This is a genomic window from Ciceribacter sp. L1K23, from assembly GCF_018122705.1.
Classification (GTDB): Bacteria; Pseudomonadota; Alphaproteobacteria; order Rhizobiales; family Rhizobiaceae; genus Allorhizobium.
Genome location: NZ_JAGRRC010000002.1, coordinates 16,888 through 40,100, shown reverse-complemented (window position 1 = coordinate 40,100; position 23,213 = coordinate 16,888). Strand labels below are relative to the sequence as shown.

The window sequence follows — 23,213 nt, the reverse complement described above, 5'->3', positions numbered from 1 at the left end:
CCTCACGGGGCGCCGATTGCGTTCTTGCCAGTAAGCATTTGGAGGTGGCACGAAGCTTTCGCGCCACCGACCCGATCAGGCGCTCTGCTTCAGCCTTGGCTGGCCGCCGATGACGCCGGCCTCGTCGCCGAAGAGCTGCGTCAGGTCGATCAGCACCACGAAGCCCGTCTCCCGCCTGACCACGCCGGCGATGTAGTCGGAGTTCCATCGCGTGCCGATGTCAGGCGCCTGTTCAAGCTGATCGCAACGGAACGGCGTTACCTCGAACACCTTGTCGGCGAGGAGGCCAAGCGAAAGCGCCCGCCCCCCTGCCTGGACGTCGAGCACCAGCACACGCGTGTGCTCCGTCTTGACCGTGCGTTCCATGCCGAGCTTCAGCCGAAGGTCGATGATCGGAACGCCCTGGCCCCGGACATCCCTCAGTCCGAGAAGATAATCGGGACCGTGAGGAATCTTGAAAACATCCTCATGATCCAGAATCTCGCGCACCACTTCCACCGGCACGGCGAAGATCTCCTCGCCGAGACTGAACGTGACGTATTGGGAGTCCGAGCTTGCCATGGCTATGCGCTTTCCTTGAAGTTGGCGTCATCGCTGTCGGGTCCGCCCATCGACATGTCGAGGGAGAAACCCTTGGATCGCGATGACGAGGCCGACGTTGTTTTCACCGGGGTGGAGGACGCGCGTTTTGCCGGCGCCGCCATCTTGGCGGCCGTCGTCCGCAGTTTCTCAGCATGGTTCGGCTCTGTACGCGACCCGCTGTCCACCCGGAAGAAGGCGATGGAGGCCTGCAATTCTTCAGCCTGTGCCGCCAGTTCTTCCGACGTCGCTGACATCTCTTCAGATGCGCCGGCGTTCTGCTGCGTCACCTTGTCGAGCTGCTGGATCGCCTCGTTGATCTGCGACGCCCCGATATCCTGCTCGCGGCAGGCCGCCGAGATTTCCGAGACGAGTTCTGCCGTCTTGCGGATATCGGGAACCAGTCGGTTCAGCATCTCGCCCGCTTCCGTCGCGACCGTCACCGTTTCACCGGACAGGGCCGAGATTTCGGCTGCCGCTGCCTGGCTGCGCTCGGCAAGCTTGCGCACTTCGGAAGCAACGACCGCAAAGCCCTTGCCGTGTTCGCCGGCACGGGCCGCTTCCACGGCAGCGTTCAGGGCCAGCAGATCGGTCTGGCGGGCGATTTCCTGAACGATCGAGATCTTCTCGGCGATCGTCCGCATCGCGCCGACGGCACGGCCCACGGCCTCGCCGCTCGCCTGGGCGTCCGTGGACGACTGGCGGGCGATCTTTTCCGTCTGGGCGGCATTGTCGGCGTTCTGCTTGATGTTCGCCGCCATCTCTTCCATCGAGGCGGAAGCCTCTTCGGCAGAGGAGGCCTGCTCGGTGGCACCCTGCGACAGCTGCTCCGAGCTGGACGACAGTTCCTGGCTGCCAGCCGACACGTTGGTTGCGGCCGCCATGGCATCCGCGACGACAGCGCGCAAACGTTCCACCATGATCTCCAAGGCCATGCCCAGCGTGTCCTTGTCCGACAGCGGCTTCGGCTTCACGGTCAGATCGCCCTCGGCGATCTGGTTTGCGAGGTGCGCCGTGTTGCGCAGGTTACCGGTCATCACATTGATGGTGTTAACCAGATCCTTGATTTCATCATTGGTCTTGATTTCGATGTTCTGGTTGAGATCGCCGATAGCGACGGCCTCCGCCACCGCCATGACCTTGCGAAGACCGGTGTTGATGCCGAGTGCGATCCAGACGGCTGCACCGAGCGCCAGGACCAGGGCAGCACCGGAAATTGTAAGGATGAGTGCTCTGGTCGTCGCATACTGCAGATTGGTCTGCTCGTCCGCCTCGACCATCTGCGCCTTCGCAGACTCGATCCGGATATTGATGACTTCCTCGATCTTATCCATCACGGAGCGCGCCTCAGCGGTGGCAATTCTGATGGCCTCAGCGCTGTTGCCGCTGGTCGCGAGATTGCGAACCCGGTCGTCCAGGCGGAAAAGCTGCTCTGCCTCCTTCTGCACATCCTGCCAGGCCTGACGACCAGCCTCCGTCGACGCTGCTCCGACCAGCCATTCCAGCTTCTCGGAAAAGTTCTTGCGGTTGCGATCGCTTGCCTCCAGAAATTTTGTGACGTCGCTGCTGTTGGTTGCGGTCGCAAGATTCATCTGCGCCCGCGCGATGCGAAGCTGAAGATTGCCCAGGTTTTGTGCTGCCTCCAGGCGCGCGGCAGGACCCGCAATGAGATCACTAATCGCCTGATTGAGGGACGATAGGCTGGAAATTGCGTAAACAGAGGTTCCGGCCATCATCAAAATAATGATGCCGAATGCCACGGCAAGTTTGAGTTTTATGGTGAAGCGCATGTTCTTTGTCCCCGATACATCGCTAAATTATGACCAACACAGCTCCCAGACCCGAGGCGCTGCAAAATTGAGGCGGTGACGATCGTCGCGATGATCATTCGCTTGTCCGATGCCGTCACAGGTCCACGATCACGGGTGCCGGCGTATACACTCGCCGGCCTCGACGCCCGGCACCCGTGACCGGCGCCTGGCGTATTTGCGATGAGCGAAGCCGTTGCTCCGCTCATCTGGATTGGCTTACGACAGCGACACCCTCACGAGCGGCCCCGTACGGTTTTCATCACGCGCTTTCGCGGAAGTCCGCGTCGTCGCTGTCAGGTCCGCCCATCGACATATCGAGTGCAAAGCCCTTGCCCTTGGCGGCCTTGGCCGGAGCGGGCTTGCGGGTTGCGGTCGATGCCGGCTTCTTGGCGGGCTGCGCCATCTTCGCGGCGGTGGCCCTCAGCTTTTCGGCATGGTTCGGTTCGGCGCGCGCGGAGCTGTCGACGCGGAAGAAGGCGATGGAGGCCTGAAGTTCTTCCGCCTGTGCCGCCAGTTCTTCCGACGTCGCCGACATCTCTTCCGAGGCACTGGCGTTTTGCTGTGTCACCTTGTCGAGCTGCTGGATCGCCTCGTTGATCTGCGAGGCGCCGATGTCCTGCTCGCGGCAGGCCGCCGAGATTTCCGAGACGAGTTCTGCCGTCTTGCGGATATCGGGAACCAGTCGGTTCAGCATCTCGCCCGCTTCCGTCGCGACCGTCACCGTTTCACCGGACAGGGCCGAGATTTCGGCCGCTGCCGCCTGGCTGCGTTCGGCAAGCTTGCGCACTTCGGAAGCAACGACCGCGAAGCCCTTGCCATGCTCGCCGGCACGGGCTGCTTCCACAGCGGCGTTCAACGCGAGCAGATCGGTCTGGCGGGCGATTTCCTGAACGATCGAGATCTTCTCGGCGATCGTCCGCATCGCGCCGACGGCACGGCCCACGGCCTCGCCGCTCGCCTGGGCGTCCGTCGATGACTGGCGGGCGATCTTTTCCGTCTGGGCGGCATTGTCGGCGTTCTGCTTGATGTTCGCCGCCATCTCCTCCATCGAGGCGGAAGCCTCTTCGGCAGAGGAGGCCTGCTCGGTGGCACCCTGCGATAGGGTCTCGGAGCTCGACGACAGCTCCTGGCTGCCCGACGAGACGTTGTCGGCCGCCGCAAGCGCATCGGCGACGACACCGCGAAGACGCTCGATCATGGTATTGACGTTACCCAGCAGTTCGCCGATCTCGTCCTTCGTGGTGATCTCGGCGAACTTCGTCAGGTCTCCGTCCGCGACGTTCTGGACGACGCCGACGGCGCGGCTGAGGCCACGGTTGATCGACAGCACGATCCAGATCGCGGCCGCTGCGGCAACGACAACCGCGATTGCCGAAGCGGTGATCATGATTGCCCGGGTATTGAGGTACTGCGCATCCGAAGCCTCGTCGGCCTCCTTGAGCCGCGATGCCTCAAGCTTGACCACCTCGTCGAGCAACTGGTCGATTTCCGTGGTGACCGTGCGGGCATCGGTCGTCGATATCCGTGTTGCCCCTGCCATGTCGCCGGCAAGCGCCAGTGAGCGAATCTGATTGTCCGAACGCCGGAATTCGGCCGTCAGACCATCGAGCTTGTTCCAGAGAATCTTGCCCTGTTCGGTTGCCTTGCCGAGGATAACCTGGAAGGTCGCGTCGAACTCCGTGCGGGCCTGGTCACTGTTCGAGATATAGCGGTTGGTTTCGGTCATGCTGGTCGAAGCCAGCATGTTCTTCTGCTGGCGGATCTGCTGCAGCTGCAGGATATTCAGTTCCTGCGCCAGCTTCAGCCGCTCTGCCGGTCCTTGAAGGACATTTTCCAGCGTGTCGTTCAGCGTGCCGAGACTGGTGATCCCGTAACCCGCCGTACCGACCAGCACGGCCAGCATGAAGCCGAAGGTGAGAAACAGTTTGAGTTTGATGGTGAACCGCATTTTCGTCTCTCCTGTCCCCTAGAGAGGGGTGACTGTCGAACCCGAACGATCCTGCTGCGACGAGAAGATCGCCTGAAGGTTCGGGACAATGATGAATTCGCCGCCGCGCTTGACGAGGCAGTTGATGTAGTCGGCCCGCCAGCGCATGCCGACACTCGGCGGCGGTTCGCTGGCATGCTTGGTGAGCATCGTCACCTCATTGACCTTGTCGGTCCGGATGCCGAACAGCGTCGGTTCGCCGTTGAGCTCGAGCTCGATGACGATGATGCGGCTGTCGATGGTGATCTCCGTCGCGTCCATGCCGAAGGCGAGGCGGATGTCTGCAAGCGGGATGATCTTGCCGCGGAAGTTGATGACGCTCGCCACGAACGGCTTGCTGCCCGGCACATGCGTTTCCGGCAGCAGGTCGAGGATTTCCTGCACCACCGTCGCCTCGATGGCGAAGGTCTCGCCGTTGAGGTTGAAGGTCAGGACCGAGAGTTCCTCTTCGCCGTCCCAGATATTTTCATAATCGGGTTTTCGTGCCGCCTGGCTCATGATGCTGCCCGCAATTGCGCCTCCTGTTGCTGCCCGACGGCGACCAGGTGCGTGACATCGAGGATCAGGGCGACGCTGCCGTCGCCGAGGATCGTCGCGCCCGAGAATGTGACGACGTCGTTATGCAGTTTCGACATGGACTTGATGACCGTCTGGTGGTCGCCGATGATCTGGTCGACGACGAGCCCGACGCGCTCCGATCCGGTCGAGATCACCACCACCTTCTGGTGCGGATCAGGCTGCGTGCCGGTGCGGAAGAGTTCGCGGAGCCTGAGGAAAGGCACCAGACTGTCTCGCAGCGAGATGAAGCTGCGGCCGCGCGAGCGCAGGTCGTCCTCGAGCGACAGCTCAAGGCATTCCTCCACCGCCGAGAGCGGGATCACGTAGCGGCCGCTGCCGACACGTACCAGCAGGCCGTCGATGATTGCGAGCGTCAGCGGGATTCTGAGCGCCACCTCGGCGCCAACACCCGTTTCGCTCTTGATGTCGATTCCACCGCGCAGCGCCTCGACCGTCTTCTTCACCACGTCCATCCCGACGCCGCGGCCGGACAGGTTGGTGATCTGCTGCGCCGTCGAAAAGCCCGGCTGGAAGATCATCTGCAGCAGTTCCTGGTCAGTCAGCTGGGCACCGGGCTGCACGAGGCCGGACGCTTCGGCCTTGGCCCTGACCCGCTCGCGGTTGATCCCGCGCCCGTCGTCGCGGATGGTAATCACCACCTCGCCGCCGGTCTGGGTGGCCGCGAGGATAACCTTGCCGACCGGGTCCTTGCCGGTCGCCACGCGTTCGTCCGGCGTTTCGAGACCATGGTCGATCGAGTTGCGGACCAGATGCACCAGCGGATCGGCGAGCCGTTCCACCACGGTCTTGTCGACCTCGGTGGTCTCGCCTTCGGTGATCAGCTCGATCGATTTGCCCGTCTCGCGCGACAGGTCGTGCACCAACCGGCGGAAACGACCGAAGATGCTGCCGATCGGCACCATTCTCAGCACCATCATCGTATCGCGCAACTCGCCCGACAGACGCTCCATGTCTTCCGATACGTCGCGCAGCTGGATGTCGGTGGTCGCATTGGCAAGCTGCGACAGACGTGACTGCGCGATCACCAGTTCGCCCACGCGATCCATCAGCTCGTCCAACCGTTCGGCTGGAACACGGACGTTTTCGACATGCTTCGCCTGCTTGCCGTCTCCGGTCGCAGGGGTTTCAGCCGCAGCCTTCCGGGTTTCCGGTTTGCTTTCGGGTTCCGGGCGTGTGGGCATCGCTTCGACCGCAGCGACCGGCGCGGTGACTGCCGTGGTGACAGCCTCGGTGATCTCCAGCTCCATCTCGTCGATGACGAAGATGAACACGTCCTCGATGTCAGAACGCGGCCGGTCAGTGGTGAGCGTCACCGTCCAGCCGAGATAGAGCTCGGACGGCGTCATGTCGGCAAGCGCCGGCAGCTTGGAGCGATCGGCAACGATCTCGCACTCACCAAGCTCGCGCAATTCGTCGAGCAGCCCGAGCGGGTTGGTACCGTTCGCCATCGAATTGGCCGGCAGGCGCATCTTGAGCGTGACGGTCCTCCGTCCGGCTGGCTGTTCGGGTGCTGCTTTTGCCGGCGACGCGACAGCAGAGACTGCCGTGCTAGCGCTACCATCAGCCGAAACCGCGGCATGCAGTTTTGCCAGCAGTTCGCTGCTCTTTGCGTCATGGTCGCCGTTCGGTCGGTCAACCAGCGCCTTCATGTGGTCCTGCGCCTCGAGAACGACGGCGATCAGTTCACCCGTCGCCTGGACCTCACCCTTGCGCACCCGGTCGAACGCCGTTTCGCAATGGTGGGTGAAGGCGGCCAGCGCCTCGAAGCCGAACATCGCGCCCGAACCCTTCAGCGTATGAAGGCCGCGAAACACAGCGTCGATCTGGTCCTGGTCGGAGAGATTGTGGAGAAGATCGAGCAGGCCCGCCTCGATCTGCTCGAAGAGTTCCGCCGCTTCCGTTCGGAAGACGTCGATGGGGTCGAGTGAGGTCATTTACCGAGAACCTTCCGCGCGATTTTCACCAGGCTTTCCGGATCGAAAGGCTTGGTGATCCAGCCGGTTGCGCCGGCTGCCTTGGCGCGGCTCTTCATGTCCGCGTCGGATTCAGTGGTCAAAAAGATGATCGGCACGCCCATATGGGCCGGCGACTGGCGCAGCGCCTCGATCATCTGCAGCCCGTTCATGTTGGGCATGTTCAGGTCGGTGACGATGAGATCGTAGCTGTCGGCCTTCGCCTTGTTCAGGCCGTCGAGGCCATCGACAGCTTCCGTGACGCGGTAGCCGGCATTTGATAGCGCTATCTTCGTCGTCATGCGAACGGATGCGGAATCGTCGACTGTAAGGATGTGGGCGCTCACTGGTTATTCTCCTGATGGTACCAAAACCGGTTGAAGGCACCGCCGCCGCCGGCCGAAAGCCCGGCGCGGTCGAGCGTCCTTCGTGTGTTTTCATTGGCGGGTTGGGCAAGGCGCAGCGAACGCCCCTGTCTCTCGGCGTCAAGACGCGCGGCCTCAAGCAACTGGATGACACACAGATCCGGGTCGGCCGCCGCGTCCAGTTCGATCACCGCGTCCGGATTGCCGGCGATCGCGCCTGAGATTAGCCCGTGAATCTCGTCGATGCAGCGTATCGACGGCACCGCCGGCAGCTTCACCGCAGCACCCGCGCCCTGATCGGCTTTCTTTCGCATGATAGTGTCCCCTCGCATTCGGCCCACCCGGGCCCTGTTCAAACCGCCAAGCCGATCTCCCGGCGTTGGGCTTCATCCGCCTCGCTCGCCGACGGACTTCCCATGATTTTCACGATCTCGGACCAGCGACGCTCGAAAGCGTCGACGCAGGCCGGGTCAAACTGCCGTCCGCGACCGGCAATGATCTCGGCACGCGCCTCGTCCAGCGGCCATGCTCGTTTGTACGGACGCTCCGAACAGAGCGCCTCGAACACGTCGGCCACCGCGACGATACGCGCCTCGATCGGGATAGCTTCGCCGGCCACGCCGTTCGGATAGCCCGTCCCGTCCCATTTTTCGTGATGCCCCGCCGTCACCAGGCAGGCGACCTTCACCAGATCCGAGGTGCCGTTCTCGAGAATCTTCACCCCTATGTCGACGTGGCGCCGCATCTCGGTGATCTCGTCCGGCGTCAGTGTTCCCGGCTTGGAGAGTATGGAATCGGCGATCCCGATCTTGCCGATGTCGTGCAGTGGCGCGGCGAGATAAAGCATGTGCGCCCGCTGCGCGTCGAAGCCCAGTTCGAGCGCGATCAACTGCGAAATCTCCGCAACACGCGAGATGTGGCTTCCCGTCTGGCCGTCGCGATATTCGACCGCCAGCGCCAGCCGCCAGATGATCTCCTCCTCGCGGGCGACGACGTCCCGCGCCGCCGCCTGGAAGTTCACCTCCAGCTCAGAGGCGCGCTCCTCGAGCCGCAGTTGCGCGTCGCGCAGTTGCAGCAGATTGCGCAGCCGCGCGGTCAGCTCAGTCGGGTCGAAGGGCTTCAGCAGGAAGTCCGTGGCGCCGGCCTCGATCGCCCGGATCTTCACGTCCCGGTCCAGTGCCGACGTCAGCATCACGATCGGCACGTTGCGATAGCTGTCCAGGTTGCGTAGCGACCGGATCAGTTCGATACCATCGAGCTCGGGCATCATGAAGTCCACCAGGACGGCGTCGAAAGTAACCTCGCCGCAGACGTTCCGTGCGTGGATCGGAGATCTGAAAGATTCTAATATTAGATTCTTACTATCTTTAAAGATGTTTTCGATTTGTGCGAGGACAGAAATACTGTCGTCGACGACCGCGACTTTCATTGATTTTTCGCCTGCCCCGGAGCCCAAATCTAAAATCCATTCCGATGGAAAAGTCTTAAAAGGTCGATTGACTCTGTTGCCCCCGAATCAATTCAACCAAGATTAGAATGCCGGATGTATGGTCGCAGTGTGCGAACTTTTTGCACACGAAATATTGTCCAGTATAATTTGTAGATTGGTGAAATTATCATCGACGAGAATTGAGAGGCCGATATTGGCGTGGCAACCGCACCTCGCGCCGAAAAATACGCATACGTCTCATTTTTCTAAAATAGTACGCAAGTTGTATCGGCCGGCCTGAAAATAATTTCGGTCGGCTATTCAAGTAGATCGACATGTTGTGCCGGCGACATCTGTTCTCCGACAAATAACATTGCCGTACTCAGCCCATGCAGATGGGTTCCACGACCCTTGGAAAAACGCCCTTAACGCCGCCGGCACGCTTCGGCTGCAATGCGCATTCCTCTGGAGCGCACCCCTTGACAATCCTTACCGCTGATACGTCCCGCCGGCGTGTGGACACCTGAAAAGAGTGTTGACGGTCCGCCGAATTTTGGAAATGCTATGATGTCAGACCAATTTGGAGAGGCGACGTGTCAGGGATGCGGAACGACAGGCCGGCGATCGCGCCGCTCCCGCCGATGGATCGGGCCCGTCAGGTCACCGAGACGCTGGCATCCTACATCGACAGCGCCAGGCTGGCCGCCGGCGACAGATTGCCTGCCGAGCGCGAACTGATGGCGGCCCTGGGTGTCGGCCGCTCGACCATCCGAGAGGTGATCCGCCATTTCCAGGCGCTCGGCGTCATGGAAACCCGCAAGGGCAGTGGCACCTATCTTCTGAAGCCGATCACCTCGGCCACCATCCACATGCCGCTATCGGTCGATACGGCCAGCGTGCGCGACGCGCTGCTGCAAACACTGGAAGTCCGGCGCGGCATAGAATGCGAGGCGGGCATGGTGGCCGCGCGCAAGCGCACCGCCGCCGACCTCGCCAACATCGAACGAAAGCTGGACGAGATGGAACGGGTGCACCTTGAGAAAGGCAGCTCCGGTCCGGAAGACCTGGCCTTCCACCTCGCCATCTACGATGCGACGCATAATCCGCTGTTTCGCCAGCTTCTGGAACAGATGCGCGAGGCCTTCGAGCGTTTCTGGGAAAAGCCCTTCGACCGTCCTGACTTCGCCCGCCGGTCCTTCCCCTATCATCGCACGCTATTCAACGCGATCGCCGCCCAAGACACCGAGGCGGCGCGTCGCGAGACACTGAAGATCCTCGACGTCGTCGAGGAAGACATCAAGGAAATGTCCAAATGATCAACGGCGCCGATCCGTTCGACCACGCCTCCCTTATCGTCGCCCACGACGAAACCAATGCCTTCGAGGCCGTGGTGCCGCCGATCGTCCAGACGTCTCTCTTCACCTTCGAGACCTATGATGAAATGGTCGCCACCTATCGCGGCGAGATCAACCGCCCCGTCTATTCCCGCGGCCTGAACCCCACTGTGCGCCATTTCGAGGAAATGCTGGCGAAGCTCGAAGGCGGCGAAGACGCGCTCGCCTTCGGCAGCGGCATGGCGTCGATCTCCTCCACCGTTCTGACCTTCGTCGAGCCCGGCGACCGCATCGTCGCTGTGAAGCACCTCTACCCCGACGCGTTCCGCCTCTTCGGCACGCTGTTGAAGCGCATGAAGGTCGAGGTCACCTATGTCGATGGCACTGACGAGGACGCCGTCGAAAAGGCCATGCCCGGCGCCAAACTCTTCTACATGGAAAGCCCGAGCAGCTGGATCATGGAAACCCATGACGTGAAGGCGCTGGCTGCCATAGCCCGCCGCCACGGCGCCGTCTCGGTCATCGACAACAGCTGGGCAAGCCCGATCTTCCAGAAGCCGCTGTCGCTCGGCGTCGACCTCGTACTGCACTCCGCCTCCAAATATCTCGGCGGCCACAGCGACGTCGTCGCCGGCGTCGTCACCGGCTCGAAGACCCTGATCGACCGCATCCGTGGCGAGGCCTTGCCTTACCTCGGCGGGAAGATGTCGCCCTTCGATGCCTGGCTGCTGATCCGCGGGCTGCGCACTTTGCCGATCCGCATGAAGGCCCATGAAGCCTCCGGCCTCGACATTGCGAGGCGTCTGAAGGCGCTCGCCGTCGTCGAACAGGTCAACCATCCGGGCCTCGCCAATCAATTGCCGCCGGGCCTCACCGGCACGTCGGGCCTCTTCTCCTTCGTCTTCCGTGAAGGCGTCGATATCCGCGTCTTCGCCGACACGCTCGATCTCTTCAAGCTCGGCGTCAGCTGGGGCGGACACGAAAGCCTGATCGTCCCGGGCGAAGTCGTGCTGCAGCAGAAGGCCCAACCCAATTCCGCCCATGCCTTCGGCATGAATCCGCGGTCCGTACGTCTCCATGTCGGCCTCGAGGGAACCGAGGCGTTGTGGAGTGACCTGGAGACGGCGATCGCCGCCGCCACCCAACCCTGAAGCTCCTGTCGAACCAACCAAAACAGTGGAGGAACTGCTAAAATGAAAACCCTTTTGACAGCTGCCCTGATGAGCGCCCTGATGGCGGGAACGGCTTTTGCCGATACCACGCTGAAGCTCGTTGAAGTCATCACCAGCCCCGAGCGCACAGAGACGTTGAAGTCCATCGTCTCGACCTTCGAGGCGGCCAATCCCGGCACCAAGGTCGAGATTATCTCTCTGCCGTGGGGCGAAGCCTTCCAGAAGTTCGCCACCATGGTCTCGGCCGGCGAAATTCCGGACGTGATGGAAATGCCCGATACCTGGCTCTCGCTCTACGCCAATAACGGCCTGGTCGAAAGCCTCGAGCCCTACCTGAAGGACTGGGACCAGACGGCCGACCTGTCTGACCGCGCTCTCGAACTCGGCCGCGATGTCAATGACACCGCCTACATGCTGCCCTACGGCTTCTACCTGCGCGCCATGTTCTACAACAAGAAGCTGCTCGCCGAGGCCGGCGTCTCCGAGCCGCCGAAGACCATGGACGAGTTCGCGGAAGCCTCGAAGAAGGTTTCCGCTCTTCCCGGCAAGTACGGCTACTGCCTGCGCGGCGGGCCGGGCGGCCTCAACGGCTGGGTCATGTTCGGCGCCTCGATGGCGGGCGACAATGCCTTCTTCACCGAGGACGGAACCTCCACCTTCAACTCGGAAGGCTGGGTCAAGGGCCTGACCTGGCTGATCGACCTCTACAAGAACGGCTATGCGCCGAAGGATTCGGTCAACTGGGGCTTCAACGAGATCGTCGCCGGCTTCTACAGCGGCACCTGCGCCTTCCTCGACCAGGATCCGGACGCCCTCATCGCCATTGCCCAGCACATGGGCGAGGACGACTATGGTGTCATGACCATGCCGAAGGGTCCCGACGGCAAGACCTTCCCGACCATCGGCTATGCCGGCTGGTCGATGATGTCCGCCAGCGAGAACAAGGACCTCGCCTGGAAGCTGATCTCGACGTTGGAAGGCAAGGAAGGCAACGTCGAATGGAACAAGCGCACCGGCGCGCTTCCGGCGCTGAAGTCGGCTGAAAGCGATCCGTTCTATTCGAGCCCGCAGTTCAAGGGCTGGTTCGAGGAACTGGCCGACAAGGATGCGGTTCCGACGGTCATGCCGACCCATCTGGAAGAGTTCGCCTTTTTCAAGGACTCGCTGGTCATCAAGACCTCGCAGCAGGCACTGCTCGGTGACATCACCCCGCAGGAGCTGGCTGACCAGTGGGCCGCCTACCTGACCGAGGCCCAGAAGAAGCACCTCGCCAAGCAGTAATCTCTCCCGTGCGGGCGGAGCCAGCCGCTCCGCCCGCACCTGAAATCGATTGCCCGAACGGAAAGCCGACCGATGACCTCGACCGCCCGCGCCGATCACCGACGACCGCTTTTGAAGCGGCTCGCCGATGCCTCGGAACCCTATCTCTACAGCGCGCCGGCGCTGATCCTGATCGTCGCCGTCATGCTGGTGCCGCTGGTGCTCGGCATTTCCTATGCCTTCCGCGATATCCAGTTGCTCAACCCCTTCTCCGGCGGCGTCATCGGCCTCGACCATTTTCGCACGCTGAGCCAGGATCAGGATTTCTACCGGGCGCTGAGAAACACGCTCTGGTGGACCGGCGCCTCGGTCGCGCTGCAATTCGTCCTCGGCCTGATCCTTGCCCTTCTCCTCGACAAGCCCTTCTATGGCCGCGGCCTCGCCCAGGCGCTGGTCTTCCTGCCATGGGCCGTCCCGAGCTTCCTCGCCGGCCTCAACTGGGCCTGGCTGTTCAACCCGGTCATCGGCCCTCTGCCGCACTGGCTCTTCGCCATGGGCATTCTCGACGCGCCCAACAATATCCTCGCCGATCCTGACCTCGCGATGTGGGGGCCGATTGTCGCCAATGTCTGGTGGGGCATTCCCTTCTTCGCCATCACGCTTCTCGCCGCTCTCCAGGCGATCCCGCGCGACCTTTACGAAGCGGCCTCCATCGACGGCGCCGGTCCTGTCCAGCGTTTCCTGTCGATCACCCTGCCGTTCCTGGCACCCACCATCGCCATCACCGTGCTCCTGCGCACCGTCTGGATCTCGAACTTCGCCGATCTCATCATCGTCATGACCAATGGCGGCCCGGCCGACCGCACCCAGATTGTCGCCTCCTACATCTTCACCCAGGCCTTCAAGCGGCTGGATTTCGGCTATGCCTCAGCCATCGCGCTCGTGCTTTTGGTGCTGCTGCTCGCCTATTCCATGCTGATCGTGCTCCTGCGCCAGTCGCTGCTGAACAAGGATTGAGACCATGAGACCGTCAAAGATCATCCTGACCGGCGCCCATCGCCTCGCGATCCTCGCCTATATCGCCGTGGCGCTTTTCCCGCTCTACTGGCTGCTCAAGGTCTCCGTCACCCCGAACCGCCTGCTCTACAGCGAGGGGGTCAGGATGTGGCCGTCGGAAATGACATTCGACCACTTCGCCTTCGTCATCGCCCACAGCGCCTTTCCGACCTTCTTCAAGAACAGCCTGATCGTGGCCGGATCGACCGCCGTCGTCGTCACCATCCTCGCTTCGCTCTCCGGCTACGCGCTGTCGCGCTTCTCCTTCCGGGCCAAGTACTGGATCGTCGCCCTGATGCTGCTGACACAGATGTTCCCGCTGGTCATGCTGGTCGCGCCGATCTTCAAGATGCTGTCGCCGCTCGGCCTCACAAACAGCCTGACCGGCCTCGTCATCGTCTATTCCGCCTTCAACGTGCCATTCGCCACCTTCCTGATGCAGTCCTTCTTCGACGGCATCCCGAAGGACCTGGAGGAAGCCGCGATGATCGACGGCGCCACGCAATTCGTCGCCTTCCGCCAGATCATCCTGCCGCTGACGCTACCGGGCATCGCCGCCACCCTGGGCTTCGTCTTCACCGCCGCCTGGTCGGAACTGCTCTTCGCCCTGATGCTGATCTCGGGCAACGACGCGGCCACCTTCCCGGTCGGCCTCTTGTCCTTCGTCTCCAAGTTCTCCGTCGACTTCGGGCAGATGATGGCCGCCGGCGTGCTTGCGCTCATCCCGGCCTGCCTCTTCTTCCTCCTCATCCAGCGCTATCTCGTGCAAGGCCTCACGGCCGGCGCGGTCAAAGGCTGAAAGGTCTAAATTCCATGGCTTCCATCGACATTTCCGCCATCCGCAAGAGCTACGGCACCTTCCCGGTCCTGCACGGCGTCGATCTCACCATAGAGGACGGCGAGTTCATCGTCCTCGTCGGCCCCTCCGGCTGCGGCAAGTCCACCTTGCTGCGCATGATCGCAGGCCTCGAGGACGTGACGTCAGGCGAGATCCGCATTGAGGGCCGCCGCGTCAACGATCTCGCCCCGAAGGATCGCGACATCGCCATGGTGTTCCAGTCCTACGCGCTTTATCCGCACATGTCGGTCGCCGATAACATGAGCTACAGCCTCAGGCTCCGGAAGACGGCGAAGGAGAAGATCACCACTGTCGTCGCGGCCGCCGCCTCCAAGCTCGGCCTTGATCCGCTGCTCGCGCGTCGCCCGAAGGCGCTCTCCGGCGGCCAGCGCCAGCGCGTCGCCATGGGCCGCGCCATCGTCCGCCAGCCGAAGGCCTTCCTGTTCGACGAACCGCTCTCCAACCTCGACGCCCGCCTGCGCGAACAGATGCGCGCCGAGATCAAGAAGCTGCACGGCGAGCTCGGCGCCACATCCATCTACGTCACCCACGACCAGATCGAGGCGATGACGCTCGCCGACCGGATCGTCGCCATGCACGGCGGCGTCGTCCAGCAGGTCGGCTCGCCGCTCGACCTCTACGACCGGCCGGCCAACCTCTTCGTTGCCGGCTTTATCGGCTCGCCTGGCATGAATTTCCTCGAGGGACGTTACGTTGCCGAGAATGGCGCGACGGCCGTGGTCTTCGCGGATGGCACCACGGCGGATGTCGAGCCGCGCGCTGGCCTCGCCAGCGGCACGCCCGTCACCCTCGGCATCCGTCCCGAGCACGTCATGATCTCGACAACAGGAGCGATCGAGGCCGGCGTCGACCTGATCGAACCGACGGGCTTTGGCATCATTATGCATCTGTCGGTGCATGACCTGCCGTTCAAGGTGTTTACGCTTGATCGCGAGGTTCTGAAGTCTGGTTCGAAAGTACGCGTCGACTTCCCGAAAAAACACCTGCATATTTTTGACGGAGCGGGAAAACGGGTCGACTGAACCCTGATCGGGAGGACATGGCATGACCGACATGACGCGCCTGAAGGATCTCGAACGCCAGACCCATTGGCTGGCGTCCTGGATGATCCACAACGCCAACCACCTGCGCGAAAAGGGCGAGGTCAAGGTGGGCGGCCACCAGGCCTCCTCCGCCTCCATGGTCTCGATCATGACGGCGCTCTATTTCCGCGCGCTGCGCCCCGAGGACCGGGTGGCGGTCAAGCCGCATGCGTCACCGGTCTTCCACGCCATCCAATATATCATGGGCAACCAGACCCGCGAGAAGCTTGAGAATTTCCGCGGTTTCGGAGGGGCCCAGTCCTACCCCAGCCGCACCAAGGATATCGACGACGTCGACTTCTCCACCGGCTCCGTCGGCCTCGGCGTCGCGATCACCGCCTTCGCCTCCATCATGCAGGATTACATCCGCTCGAAACCCTGGGCGAAGGATCGGCCGACCGGCCGCATGATCGCGCTCGTCGGCGATGCGGAACTTGACGAGGGGAATGTCTACGAGTGCCTGCAGGAAGGCTGGAAGCACGATATCCGCAACACCTGGTGGATCATCGACTACAACCGCCAGAGCCTCGACGGCGTCGTGCGCGAAGGCCTCTGGCAGCGCATCGAGGCGATCTTCACCGCCTTCGGTTGGGACGTCCGCGTCCTGAAATACGGTGCCCTTCAGCAGGCCGCCTTCGCCGAGCCCGGCGGCGAAGCCCTGCGGCGCTGGATCGACAACTGCCCCAACCAGCTCTATTCGGCACTGACCTTCCAGGGTGGCGCCGCCTGGCGCAAACGCCTGTTGGACGAGATCGGCGACCAGGGCGATGTGACGGCGCTGATCGAACGGCGCTCCGACGCCGAGCTCGCCGAATTGATGGCCAATCTCGGCGGACATTGCCTGGCCTCGCTGACCGAAGCCTTCGACGCGATCGACCATGACCGCCCGACCGTCTTCCTCGCCTACACCATCAAGGGCTGGGGAACGCCGCTCGCAGGCCACAAGGACAACCATGCCGGCCTGATGACCAAGGCCCAGATGACCGAATTCCAGGCCGCGATGGGTGTCGCGGAAGGTACCGAATGGGAGCGCTTCTCGGCGATCCGCGATACCGACGGATTGGAAGAGTTTCTGAGGTCGGTCCCGTTCTTCAAAAATGGACGGCGTCGCTTTGGTGCCGAAAAGATCGTCTCGGACGGTCCAGTCCTGCTCGACGACCGGGAACTTTCGACTCAGGCCGGTTTCGGCAAGATCCTCGATGAAGTCGCACGGCGAGGGGGCAGTCTGGCGGACCACATTGTAACGACTGCCCCCGACGTGACCGTCTCGACCAACCTCGGCCCCTGGGTCAACCGCCGCGGCCTCTTTGCCTCGGACCACGAGGAAGATACCTTCCGCAAGGAACGCGTCCCTTCCACCCAGAAATGGGCCTTCTCGCCGGAAGGCCAGCACATCGAACTCGGCATCGCCGAGATGAACCTCTTCCTCTTGCTCGGCGCCGCCGGGCTCTCGCATTCGCTCTTCGGCGAACGCATCCTGCCGATCGGCACCGTCTACGACCCCTTCGTCTCGCGCGGCCTCGATGCGCTGAACTACGCCTGCTACCAGGATGCCCGCTTCATGATCGTCGGCACGCCCTCCGGCGTCACGCTCGCGCCCGAGGGCGGCGCCCACCAGTCGATCGGCACGCCGCTGATCGGCATGAGCCAGGATGGGCTCGCGAGCTTCGAACCCGCCTTCCTCGACGAACTCTCCGTCATCATGGACTGGTCTTTCGACTACATGCAGCGCGACGGCGAAGGTGATCCTGACGAACGGACCTGGCTTCGTGACGAAACCGGCGGCTCCGTCTATCTGCGGCTTTCCACCCGTCCGCTGGAACAGCCCGTACGCCGCGAGGATTCAGCCTTCCGGCAGGGCGTCATCGACGGCGCCTACTGGCTGAGGAAACCTGGCCCCAACGCTACGGTCGTTCTCGCCTACCAGGGTTGCGTTGCCCCTGAGGTCATCCGCGCGGCCGGCCTGCTTGGCGAGGACCGCCGCGACATCGGCGTGCTCGCCATCACCTCGGCCGACCGCCTGAACGCCGGCTGGACCGCGGCCCAGCGTGCCCGCCGGCGTGGCGTCTTCAATGCCAGCGGCCATGTCGAAACCCTGCTCGCCGGGCTTCCCTCCCATTGCACGCTCGTGACAGTCACGGACGGACATCCCGCCACGCTCGGCTGGCTCGGCGCCGTCCATGGCCACCGGACGATCCCGCTTGGCGTCGAGCATTTCGGCCAGACCGGCACCGTCGCCGATCTCTACCGGCATTTTGGCATCGACACCGACGCCATCCTCCGCACGGTCTCCGCCCTCACCCCCGGCCGGCGCGCCTACGGATAAGGGGACCGTCACCGGTCCCCTTCACTCTTTTCGATCTGGTTGATTGGCCTGTCAGAAGTTCTGGTAGGAAGAGATCACCGCAGCCACCTGCTCCGGCTTCATCGCCTGCAGCTGTGTTGTGGTGATCGCCTGGATCTGGCTGCTGGACAGGCTGGTGATATCGCTGGTCGAAAGCCCCGCGAGCGCCGCCGTGCTGATCGCCGCGATGTCCTCCAGCGAGAAGGTTGCGAGATCTTCGGTCGCCAGCGCATCGATCTGCAGCGAACTCAGGCCCGCAACCTGCTGCGGCGTTAGCGCTTCGACCTGCTCCGGCGTCAGCGCCGCCACCTGCGCACTGGTCAGGCCGATCAGCGAGGCAGGGTTCAGTGCCATGATCTGCGCCGTCGTCAGGGCGGCAAGACTTGCGGTCCCGAGCGCCGCCAGCTGGATGGCATTGAGCGCGCCCAATTGCTCTGAGGTAAAGCCCGCCACCTGCGCCGTTCCGAAGGAATTGATCTGGCGATAGCTGAGCGCCGCCATCTGCGCCGTGCTGAGCACCGCGATCTGGTCCGAGCTCAACCCGGCGATATTGCTCGTCGAAAGCCCCTGGATCGCCGCGGCACTGATCGCCTTGATGTCGTCGGTCGTGAACACGGCGAAGTCAGCCGTCGTCAACGCCGTCATCTGCAGCGATGTCAGCGCCCCGATCTGTGTCGAGGTCAGCGCGTCGAGCTGCGCCGAAGACAGAGCATCGACCTGGACCGTCGTCAGGCTCGCCACCGACTTCGTGCTGAGTGCCGCAACCTGTTCGGTCGTCAGTGCCGCGATGCCGCTGGTCGGCAGGCCGGAGATCGCGTTCGAGCCGAGCGCTGCGATCTGCGCGGTCGACAGGCTCGCGACCTGGCTCGTGGCAAGGGCGCTCAGCTGAGCGGAGGTCAGCGCCCCCACCTGCGTCGTCGTCAGCGCCGCAAGCTGCAAAGTCGTCAGCGCCGCCATCTTGGTCGCCGACAGCCCCGCTATGGCCGCCGTGCTGATCACCGCCAGTTCCGCGGTGGTGAACGCCGCAAGATCGGCCGTGCTCATGGCATCGATCTGCGCCGAGGTCAGGCTTGCGATCTGCGCCGAGGTCAGCGCTTCGGCCTGGGCGACCGACAGCGCATCGATCTGCCCGGTCGTCAGTGCCGCGATCGCCCGGGTGCTTAGGGCGGCGACCTGATCTGTCGAAAGGGCCGCGATCGCATCCGAAGACAAGCCCGCCACGCCGGCCGAACTCAGCGCTGCGATCTGCGCCGTCGTCAGGCCTGTAAGATCAGCCGTGCCGAGACCAGCGACCTGTGCCGAGGTCAGCGCGCCGATCTGCGCCACCGAGAGCGCCTCGACCTGCGTCGCCGACAAGGCGTCGATCTGCGCCGAGGTCAGGCCCGGGATCGCCTTGGTGCTGAGTGCCGCGATCTGGTCGGTCGAGAAGGAGCTGATATCCGAAATCGACAGACCGGCAACGCCAGCCGAGCTCAGGGCCGCGATCTGCAGCGTGCTGAGGCTGGCGATCTGGGCGGAGCTCAGCGCATCGATCTGCGCCGAGGTCAGCGCCGCGATCTGTGCCGTCGTCAGCGCCGCCAGTTGCTCGGTCGTCAGCGCCGCCAGCCGGTCGCCGGCAAGACCGGAGAGAGCCGCGGTGGTGATCGCGGCAATGTCTGCGGTGGAGAAGGTCGCTATATCCTCGGATGACAGCGCGCCGACCTGGGTCGAGGTCATCGACGCCACAAGCGCCGGCGTCAGCGCCTCGACCTGAGCCGTGGTCAGCGCGTTGATCTGGCTGGAGCTGAGCCCCGTCACCGCAAGGCTTGTCATGGCTGCTATCTGCTCGGTCGACAGCGAAGCGATCGCGCTGTTCGACAGGACCGCAAGCTGTGTCGAAGTGAGCGCCGCGATCTGGCTCGTGCTCAGCGCCGCAAGCTGCTGCGTCGTCAGCGCCACAATCTGGTCGGTGCTGAAGGCGGCGATCTGCGAATTGGAAAGACCGGCGAGCAGTTCCGTGTCGAGCTGAGCGATGTTGGCAGCTGAAAGTCCGGAAATCCCTGCTGCGCTGATCGCGGCAATCTCCTCGGTGGTGAATGTCGCCAGATCAGACGTGCTGAGAGCGGCGATCTGCGACGAGTTGAGGGCCGCGATCTGGCTTGCGGTCAGCGCCTCGATCTGCGCCGCGCTCAGTGCATCGACCTGACTGGAGCTCAGGCCGGTAACCGCGCGTGTGCTTAGCGCTGCGATCTGCTCAGTCGTAAACGAGGCGAGATCGCTTTCCGACAGCGCCCCTATCTGAAGCGAGGAGAACGCTGCGATCTGGGCGGTGTCGAAAGCGGCAAGCTGTAGCGTGGTCAGGGCGCTGATGTGGTCGGTGCGAAGCGCAGCTATCTGCGTGGCCTTCAACGCGGCAAGCTGGTCCGTCGACAGCGCCGCGATCTTGTCGGTCGACAGCCCGGTGATTGCCGCGGTGCCGATCACCGCAATCTCTTCCGGCGTGAAGCTCGCGAGATCCGAGCTGCTGAAACCGGCGATCTGCGTCGCCGTCAGTCCGGCGATCTGGGCCGACGTCAGGGCTTCGACCTGCGCATCGGAGAGCGCGTCGATCTGCGCCGAGCTCATGCCGGCGACGGTCTTGGCGGCAAGAGCCGCGACCTGCTCGGTCGAAAGCGCCGCGATCTTGTCGGTCGGCAGGCCGGAAATCGCGAGCGAATGCAGCGCCGCGATCTGCGTCGTGCTGAGAGCCGCGATCTGCTCGCTGGTGAGTGCCGCAACCTGGTTGGTCTTCAGCGCCGCGATCTGCAGCGTCTTCATCGCCTCGATCTGCTCCAGGCTGAGCGAGGCGAGTTTGTCGGTCGAAAGCCCGGCCAACGCGGCTGTACTGATCGCCGCGATGTCGGCTGTCGAGAATGTCGCGAGATCGGCCGAGGAGAGGGCGGCGATCTGTGCCGACGTCATGGCACCGACAAGCGCCGGCGTCAGCGCTTCGGCCTGATCGGCCGTAAACGCCGCGATCTGGGTGGCGCTGAGACCGCCGACGGCCCGCGTGCTGATCGCGGCGATCTGGTCGGTGGTGAGTGCCGCCAGCGCGTCGCTCGAGAGCGCGCCGAGCTGCGCGGAGGTAAGTGCGGCGATCTGCGCGGTCGTCAGTGCCATCACCTGCTGGCTGGTGAGCGCGTTGACCTGATAGGTCTTCAGCGCCGCCAGTTGCACGGCTTTCAGGGCGGCGGCATGTTCATCGCTCAGGGCTGCTATGGTGTCGGTCGAGAGCCCGGCAAGGCCAGCGGTGCTGATCGCGGCAATCTCGTCGGTGGAGAAGGTCGCGAGATCCTCTGAGCTCAGCGCGGCAATCTGGGCGGAATTCATGCCGGCGATCTGCGATGCCTTGAGCGCCTCGACCTGATCGGTGGTCAGTGCCGCGATCTGCGTGGCCGAGAGACCGGCGATCGCCTTCGAGCTCAGCGCCGCGATCTGTTCGGTCGCGAGCGCCGCGATATTCTCCGATGAGATCAACCTGAGCTGCGCCGAAGTGAAGGCTCCGATCTGCGCCGCGCTCAACGCCGACATCTGCTCGGTCGTCAGCGCCGGGATCTGGTTGGTCTTCAGCGCCGCGATGTGCGCCGTCTTCAGCGCCGCGATCTGGTCGTAGCTGAGCGCGGCAATGGCCGCCGTCGACAGCCCGCCGATCGCCGCCGTGGTCATTGCCGCGATCTCGGCGGTGGTGAACAGCTCGATATCGTCGGCGCCGAGCGCGCCGAGCTGCGAGGCGGTCATGTTTCCGATCTGCGATGCGCTGAGCGCCTCGACCTGCGCCGTGCTGAGAGCCGCGACCTGGGCCGACGTCAGCCCCTTGACCGCCAGTTTGCTGAGCACGCCGATCTGCTCGGCGGTGAGCGCAGCGACGCTTGCGGTCGACAGCGCCGGGATCTGTACGGAGGTCAGCGCCGCGACCTGGGCCGTCGTCAGCGCCGCCAGCTGGTCGGTGGAGAGCGCGGCGATCTGGGTCGATCTGAGGGCGGCGATCTGCGCCGTCTTCATCGCCCCGATCTGCTCCGAGGTCAGTTCCGCCAGCTTGTCGGAAGAAAGACCGATCACGGCAGACGCGCTCAGGGCTGCCATGTCGTCAGTCGAGAAGGTCGCGATATCCTCGGCCGACAGGGCCGCGATCTGCGCCGATGACAGCGAGGCGACCTGCGAGGACGTCAGCGCCGCCACTTGCGCGGTCGAAAGACCGGTCAACTGGGCCGAGGTCAGGCCGGGAATGGACTTGGCATTGAGCGCCGCGATCTGGCCGGTCGTGAACGCGGCCAGCGTATCGGCCGACAGGCTCTTGACCTGCGCTGCGTTCAGTGCAGCGATCTGCGACGTGGTCAGCTGGGAGATCTGCCCGGTCGAGAGTGCCGGAAGCTGGGTCGTCCGCAAGGCGGCGATCTGGCCTGTCTGCAGGGCGGCAAGCTGCGCGCTGGTCAGCGCGCCGATACTGTCCGCCGTCAGGCCGACAATCGCCCACGATTTGAGCGCGGCGATATCGGACGTGGAGAAGACAGCGATATCCTGCGACGTGAGCGCGGCGAGCTGTTGCGATGTCAGGGCTCCGGACTGCGTCGAGGAGAACGCCGCGATCTGCTCCGTCGATAGCAAGTCAATCTGCGCCGATGTCAGGCCGGGGATGGCGAGCGTGCTGAGGGCCGCCACCTGCGCCGTCGACAGCGTCTCTATGGAAGAAGAGCTCAGCGCACGCACCTGGGTCGAGTTCAGCGCTGCGGTCTGCGCCGTTGAGAGCGCGGCCACCTGCGCCGTCGACAAGGCGGCGATCTGTGCGGTCTTCATCGCGGCCATCTGCGCGGTCGTCAGCGCTGCGATCTGCGCCGTCGTCAACACGGCGATGCGGTCGGTCGCGAGACGCGCCACCGAGCCGGTGCTCATCGCGGCAATATCCGCGGTCGAGAAGGTCGCAAGTTCATCGGCCGTCAGCGTCGCGATCTGCACCGAGCTCATCGCCGCAATCTGGGCCGAGGTCAGCGCCTCGACCTGCGCCGTATCGAGCGCGGCGACCTGGCGGGTATTGAGCGCGGCAACCTGCGTTGAGACGAGGCTTTCGATCTCGTTGGTCGTCAGGATGGCGATCTGGTCGAGTGTCAATCCGGTGATCGACGTCGGTGCGATGGCGCGCAACTGGGTCGTCGAGAAGACCGCCAGGTCTTCCGTTTCCAGCGCACCGATCTGGGCCGAGGACAGAACCTTGATCTGCGTTGTCGAAAGCGCCGCAACGTCTTCCGTCGTCCAGGCTGCGATCTGCGCGGTCGACAGCGCGCGGATCTGGACGGTGGTCATCGAAGGTATTGTCGAAGTCATGAACGAAGCCCTTTGAGGTTATGCCATCGCTTTAAAAACCTGGCGTCCTGCCCCCGCAGACGAGAAA

At 63.5% G+C, this 23,213-nt stretch carries 16 protein-coding genes; 7 read left to right on the top strand and 9 right to left on the bottom strand.

Features of this window, described 5'->3' with window-relative positions:
• Nucleotides 1–75: 75 nt before the first annotated feature.
• The 8 genes from J5J10_RS19285 to J5J10_RS19250 form a co-directional block, all read right to left on the bottom strand.
• Complete coding sequence (locus J5J10_RS19285) at nt 76–567, bottom strand: chemotaxis protein CheW (protein ID WP_349252104.1); 492 nt, start codon at nt 565–567, stop codon at nt 76–78.
• Nucleotides 564–2,369: a methyl-accepting chemotaxis protein gene (locus J5J10_RS19280; RefSeq protein ID WP_211931329.1), complete on the bottom strand. Its 1,806-nt coding sequence runs from the start codon at nt 2,367–2,369 to the stop codon at nt 564–566. The genes J5J10_RS19285 and J5J10_RS19280 overlap by 4 nt, the downstream gene beginning before the upstream one ends.
• Nucleotides 2,370–2,649: 280 nt before the next feature.
• Complete coding sequence (locus J5J10_RS19275) at nt 2,650–4,338, bottom strand: methyl-accepting chemotaxis protein (protein ID WP_211931328.1); 1,689 nt, start codon at nt 4,336–4,338, stop codon at nt 2,650–2,652.
• 18 nt (nt 4,339–4,356) lie between these two features.
• Nucleotides 4,357–4,875, bottom strand: coding sequence for a chemotaxis protein CheW (locus tag J5J10_RS19270; protein WP_208554239.1), 519 nt, complete (start codon nt 4,873–4,875; stop codon nt 4,357–4,359).
• Nucleotides 4,872–6,890: a chemotaxis protein CheA gene (locus J5J10_RS19265; RefSeq protein WP_211931327.1), complete on the bottom strand. Its 2,019-nt coding sequence runs from the start codon at nt 6,888–6,890 to the stop codon at nt 4,872–4,874. The genes J5J10_RS19270 and J5J10_RS19265 overlap by 4 nt, the downstream gene beginning before the upstream one ends.
• Nucleotides 6,887–7,255, bottom strand: coding sequence for a response regulator (locus J5J10_RS19260; protein WP_208554241.1), 369 nt, complete (start codon nt 7,253–7,255; stop codon nt 6,887–6,889). The genes J5J10_RS19265 and J5J10_RS19260 overlap by 4 nt, the downstream gene beginning before the upstream one ends.
• A complete protein-coding gene (locus J5J10_RS19255; RefSeq protein WP_211931326.1) occupies nt 7,252–7,587 on the bottom strand; it encodes a hypothetical protein in 336 nt (111 codons plus the stop codon). Before J5J10_RS19255 ends, J5J10_RS19260 begins: the two co-directional genes overlap by 4 nt.
• Before the next feature lie 38 nt (nt 7,588–7,625).
• The gene (locus J5J10_RS19250) at nt 7,626–8,702 is read right to left on the bottom strand and encodes an HD domain-containing phosphohydrolase (RefSeq protein WP_211931325.1); all 1,077 of its coding nucleotides are present in this window, start codon (nt 8,700–8,702) and stop codon (nt 7,626–7,628) included.
• A gap of 593 nt (nt 8,703–9,295) precedes the next feature.
• Here J5J10_RS19250 and J5J10_RS19245 point away from each other — a divergent pair.
• The 7 genes from J5J10_RS19245 to J5J10_RS19215 all read left to right on the top strand — a co-directional run bounded on the left by J5J10_RS19245 (nt 9,296) and on the right by J5J10_RS19215 (nt 17,791).
• Nucleotides 9,296–10,018 carry a FadR/GntR family transcriptional regulator gene (locus tag J5J10_RS19245; RefSeq protein WP_211931324.1) on the top strand — a complete coding sequence of 241 codons (723 nt, stop codon included), beginning with the start codon at nt 9,296–9,298 and terminating at the stop codon, nt 10,016–10,018.
• On the top strand, nt 10,015–11,187 hold the full coding sequence (locus tag J5J10_RS19240) for a PLP-dependent transferase (RefSeq protein ID WP_211931323.1): 1,173 nt from the start codon (nt 10,015–10,017) through the stop codon (nt 11,185–11,187). The genes J5J10_RS19245 and J5J10_RS19240 overlap by 4 nt, the downstream gene beginning before the upstream one ends.
• A gap of 42 nt (nt 11,188–11,229) precedes the next feature.
• Nucleotides 11,230–12,489, top strand: a complete 1,260-nt coding sequence (locus tag J5J10_RS19235; RefSeq protein ID WP_211931322.1) for a sugar ABC transporter substrate-binding protein — start codon at nt 11,230–11,232, stop codon at nt 12,487–12,489.
• Nucleotides 12,490–12,561: 72 nt separating this feature from the next.
• Nucleotides 12,562–13,485 carry a sugar ABC transporter permease gene (locus J5J10_RS19230; protein WP_211931321.1) on the top strand — a complete coding sequence of 308 codons (924 nt, stop codon included), beginning with the start codon at nt 12,562–12,564 and terminating at the stop codon, nt 13,483–13,485.
• A 4-nt stretch (nt 13,486–13,489) separates the two neighbouring features.
• Complete coding sequence (locus tag J5J10_RS19225; RefSeq protein WP_211931320.1) at nt 13,490–14,323, top strand: carbohydrate ABC transporter permease; 834 nt, start codon at nt 13,490–13,492, stop codon at nt 14,321–14,323.
• A gap of 14 nt (nt 14,324–14,337) precedes the next feature.
• Nucleotides 14,338–15,405 (top strand): sn-glycerol-3-phosphate ABC transporter ATP-binding protein UgpC, encoded by a 1,068-nt coding sequence (gene ugpC / locus J5J10_RS19220; protein WP_211931319.1) that lies wholly within the window; start codon nt 14,338–14,340, stop codon nt 15,403–15,405.
• Nucleotides 15,406–15,427: 22 nt separating this feature from the next.
• Nucleotides 15,428–17,791: a transketolase gene (locus J5J10_RS19215; RefSeq protein ID WP_211931318.1), complete on the top strand. Its 2,364-nt coding sequence runs from the start codon at nt 15,428–15,430 to the stop codon at nt 17,789–17,791.
• A 51-nt stretch (nt 17,792–17,842) separates the two neighbouring features.
• Here J5J10_RS19215 and J5J10_RS19210 read toward each other — a convergent pair whose 3' ends face one another.
• Nucleotides 17,843–23,146 (bottom strand): hypothetical protein, encoded by a 5,304-nt coding sequence (locus J5J10_RS19210; RefSeq protein ID WP_211931317.1) that lies wholly within the window; start codon nt 23,144–23,146, stop codon nt 17,843–17,845.
• Nucleotides 23,147–23,213: the final 67 nt, after the last annotated feature.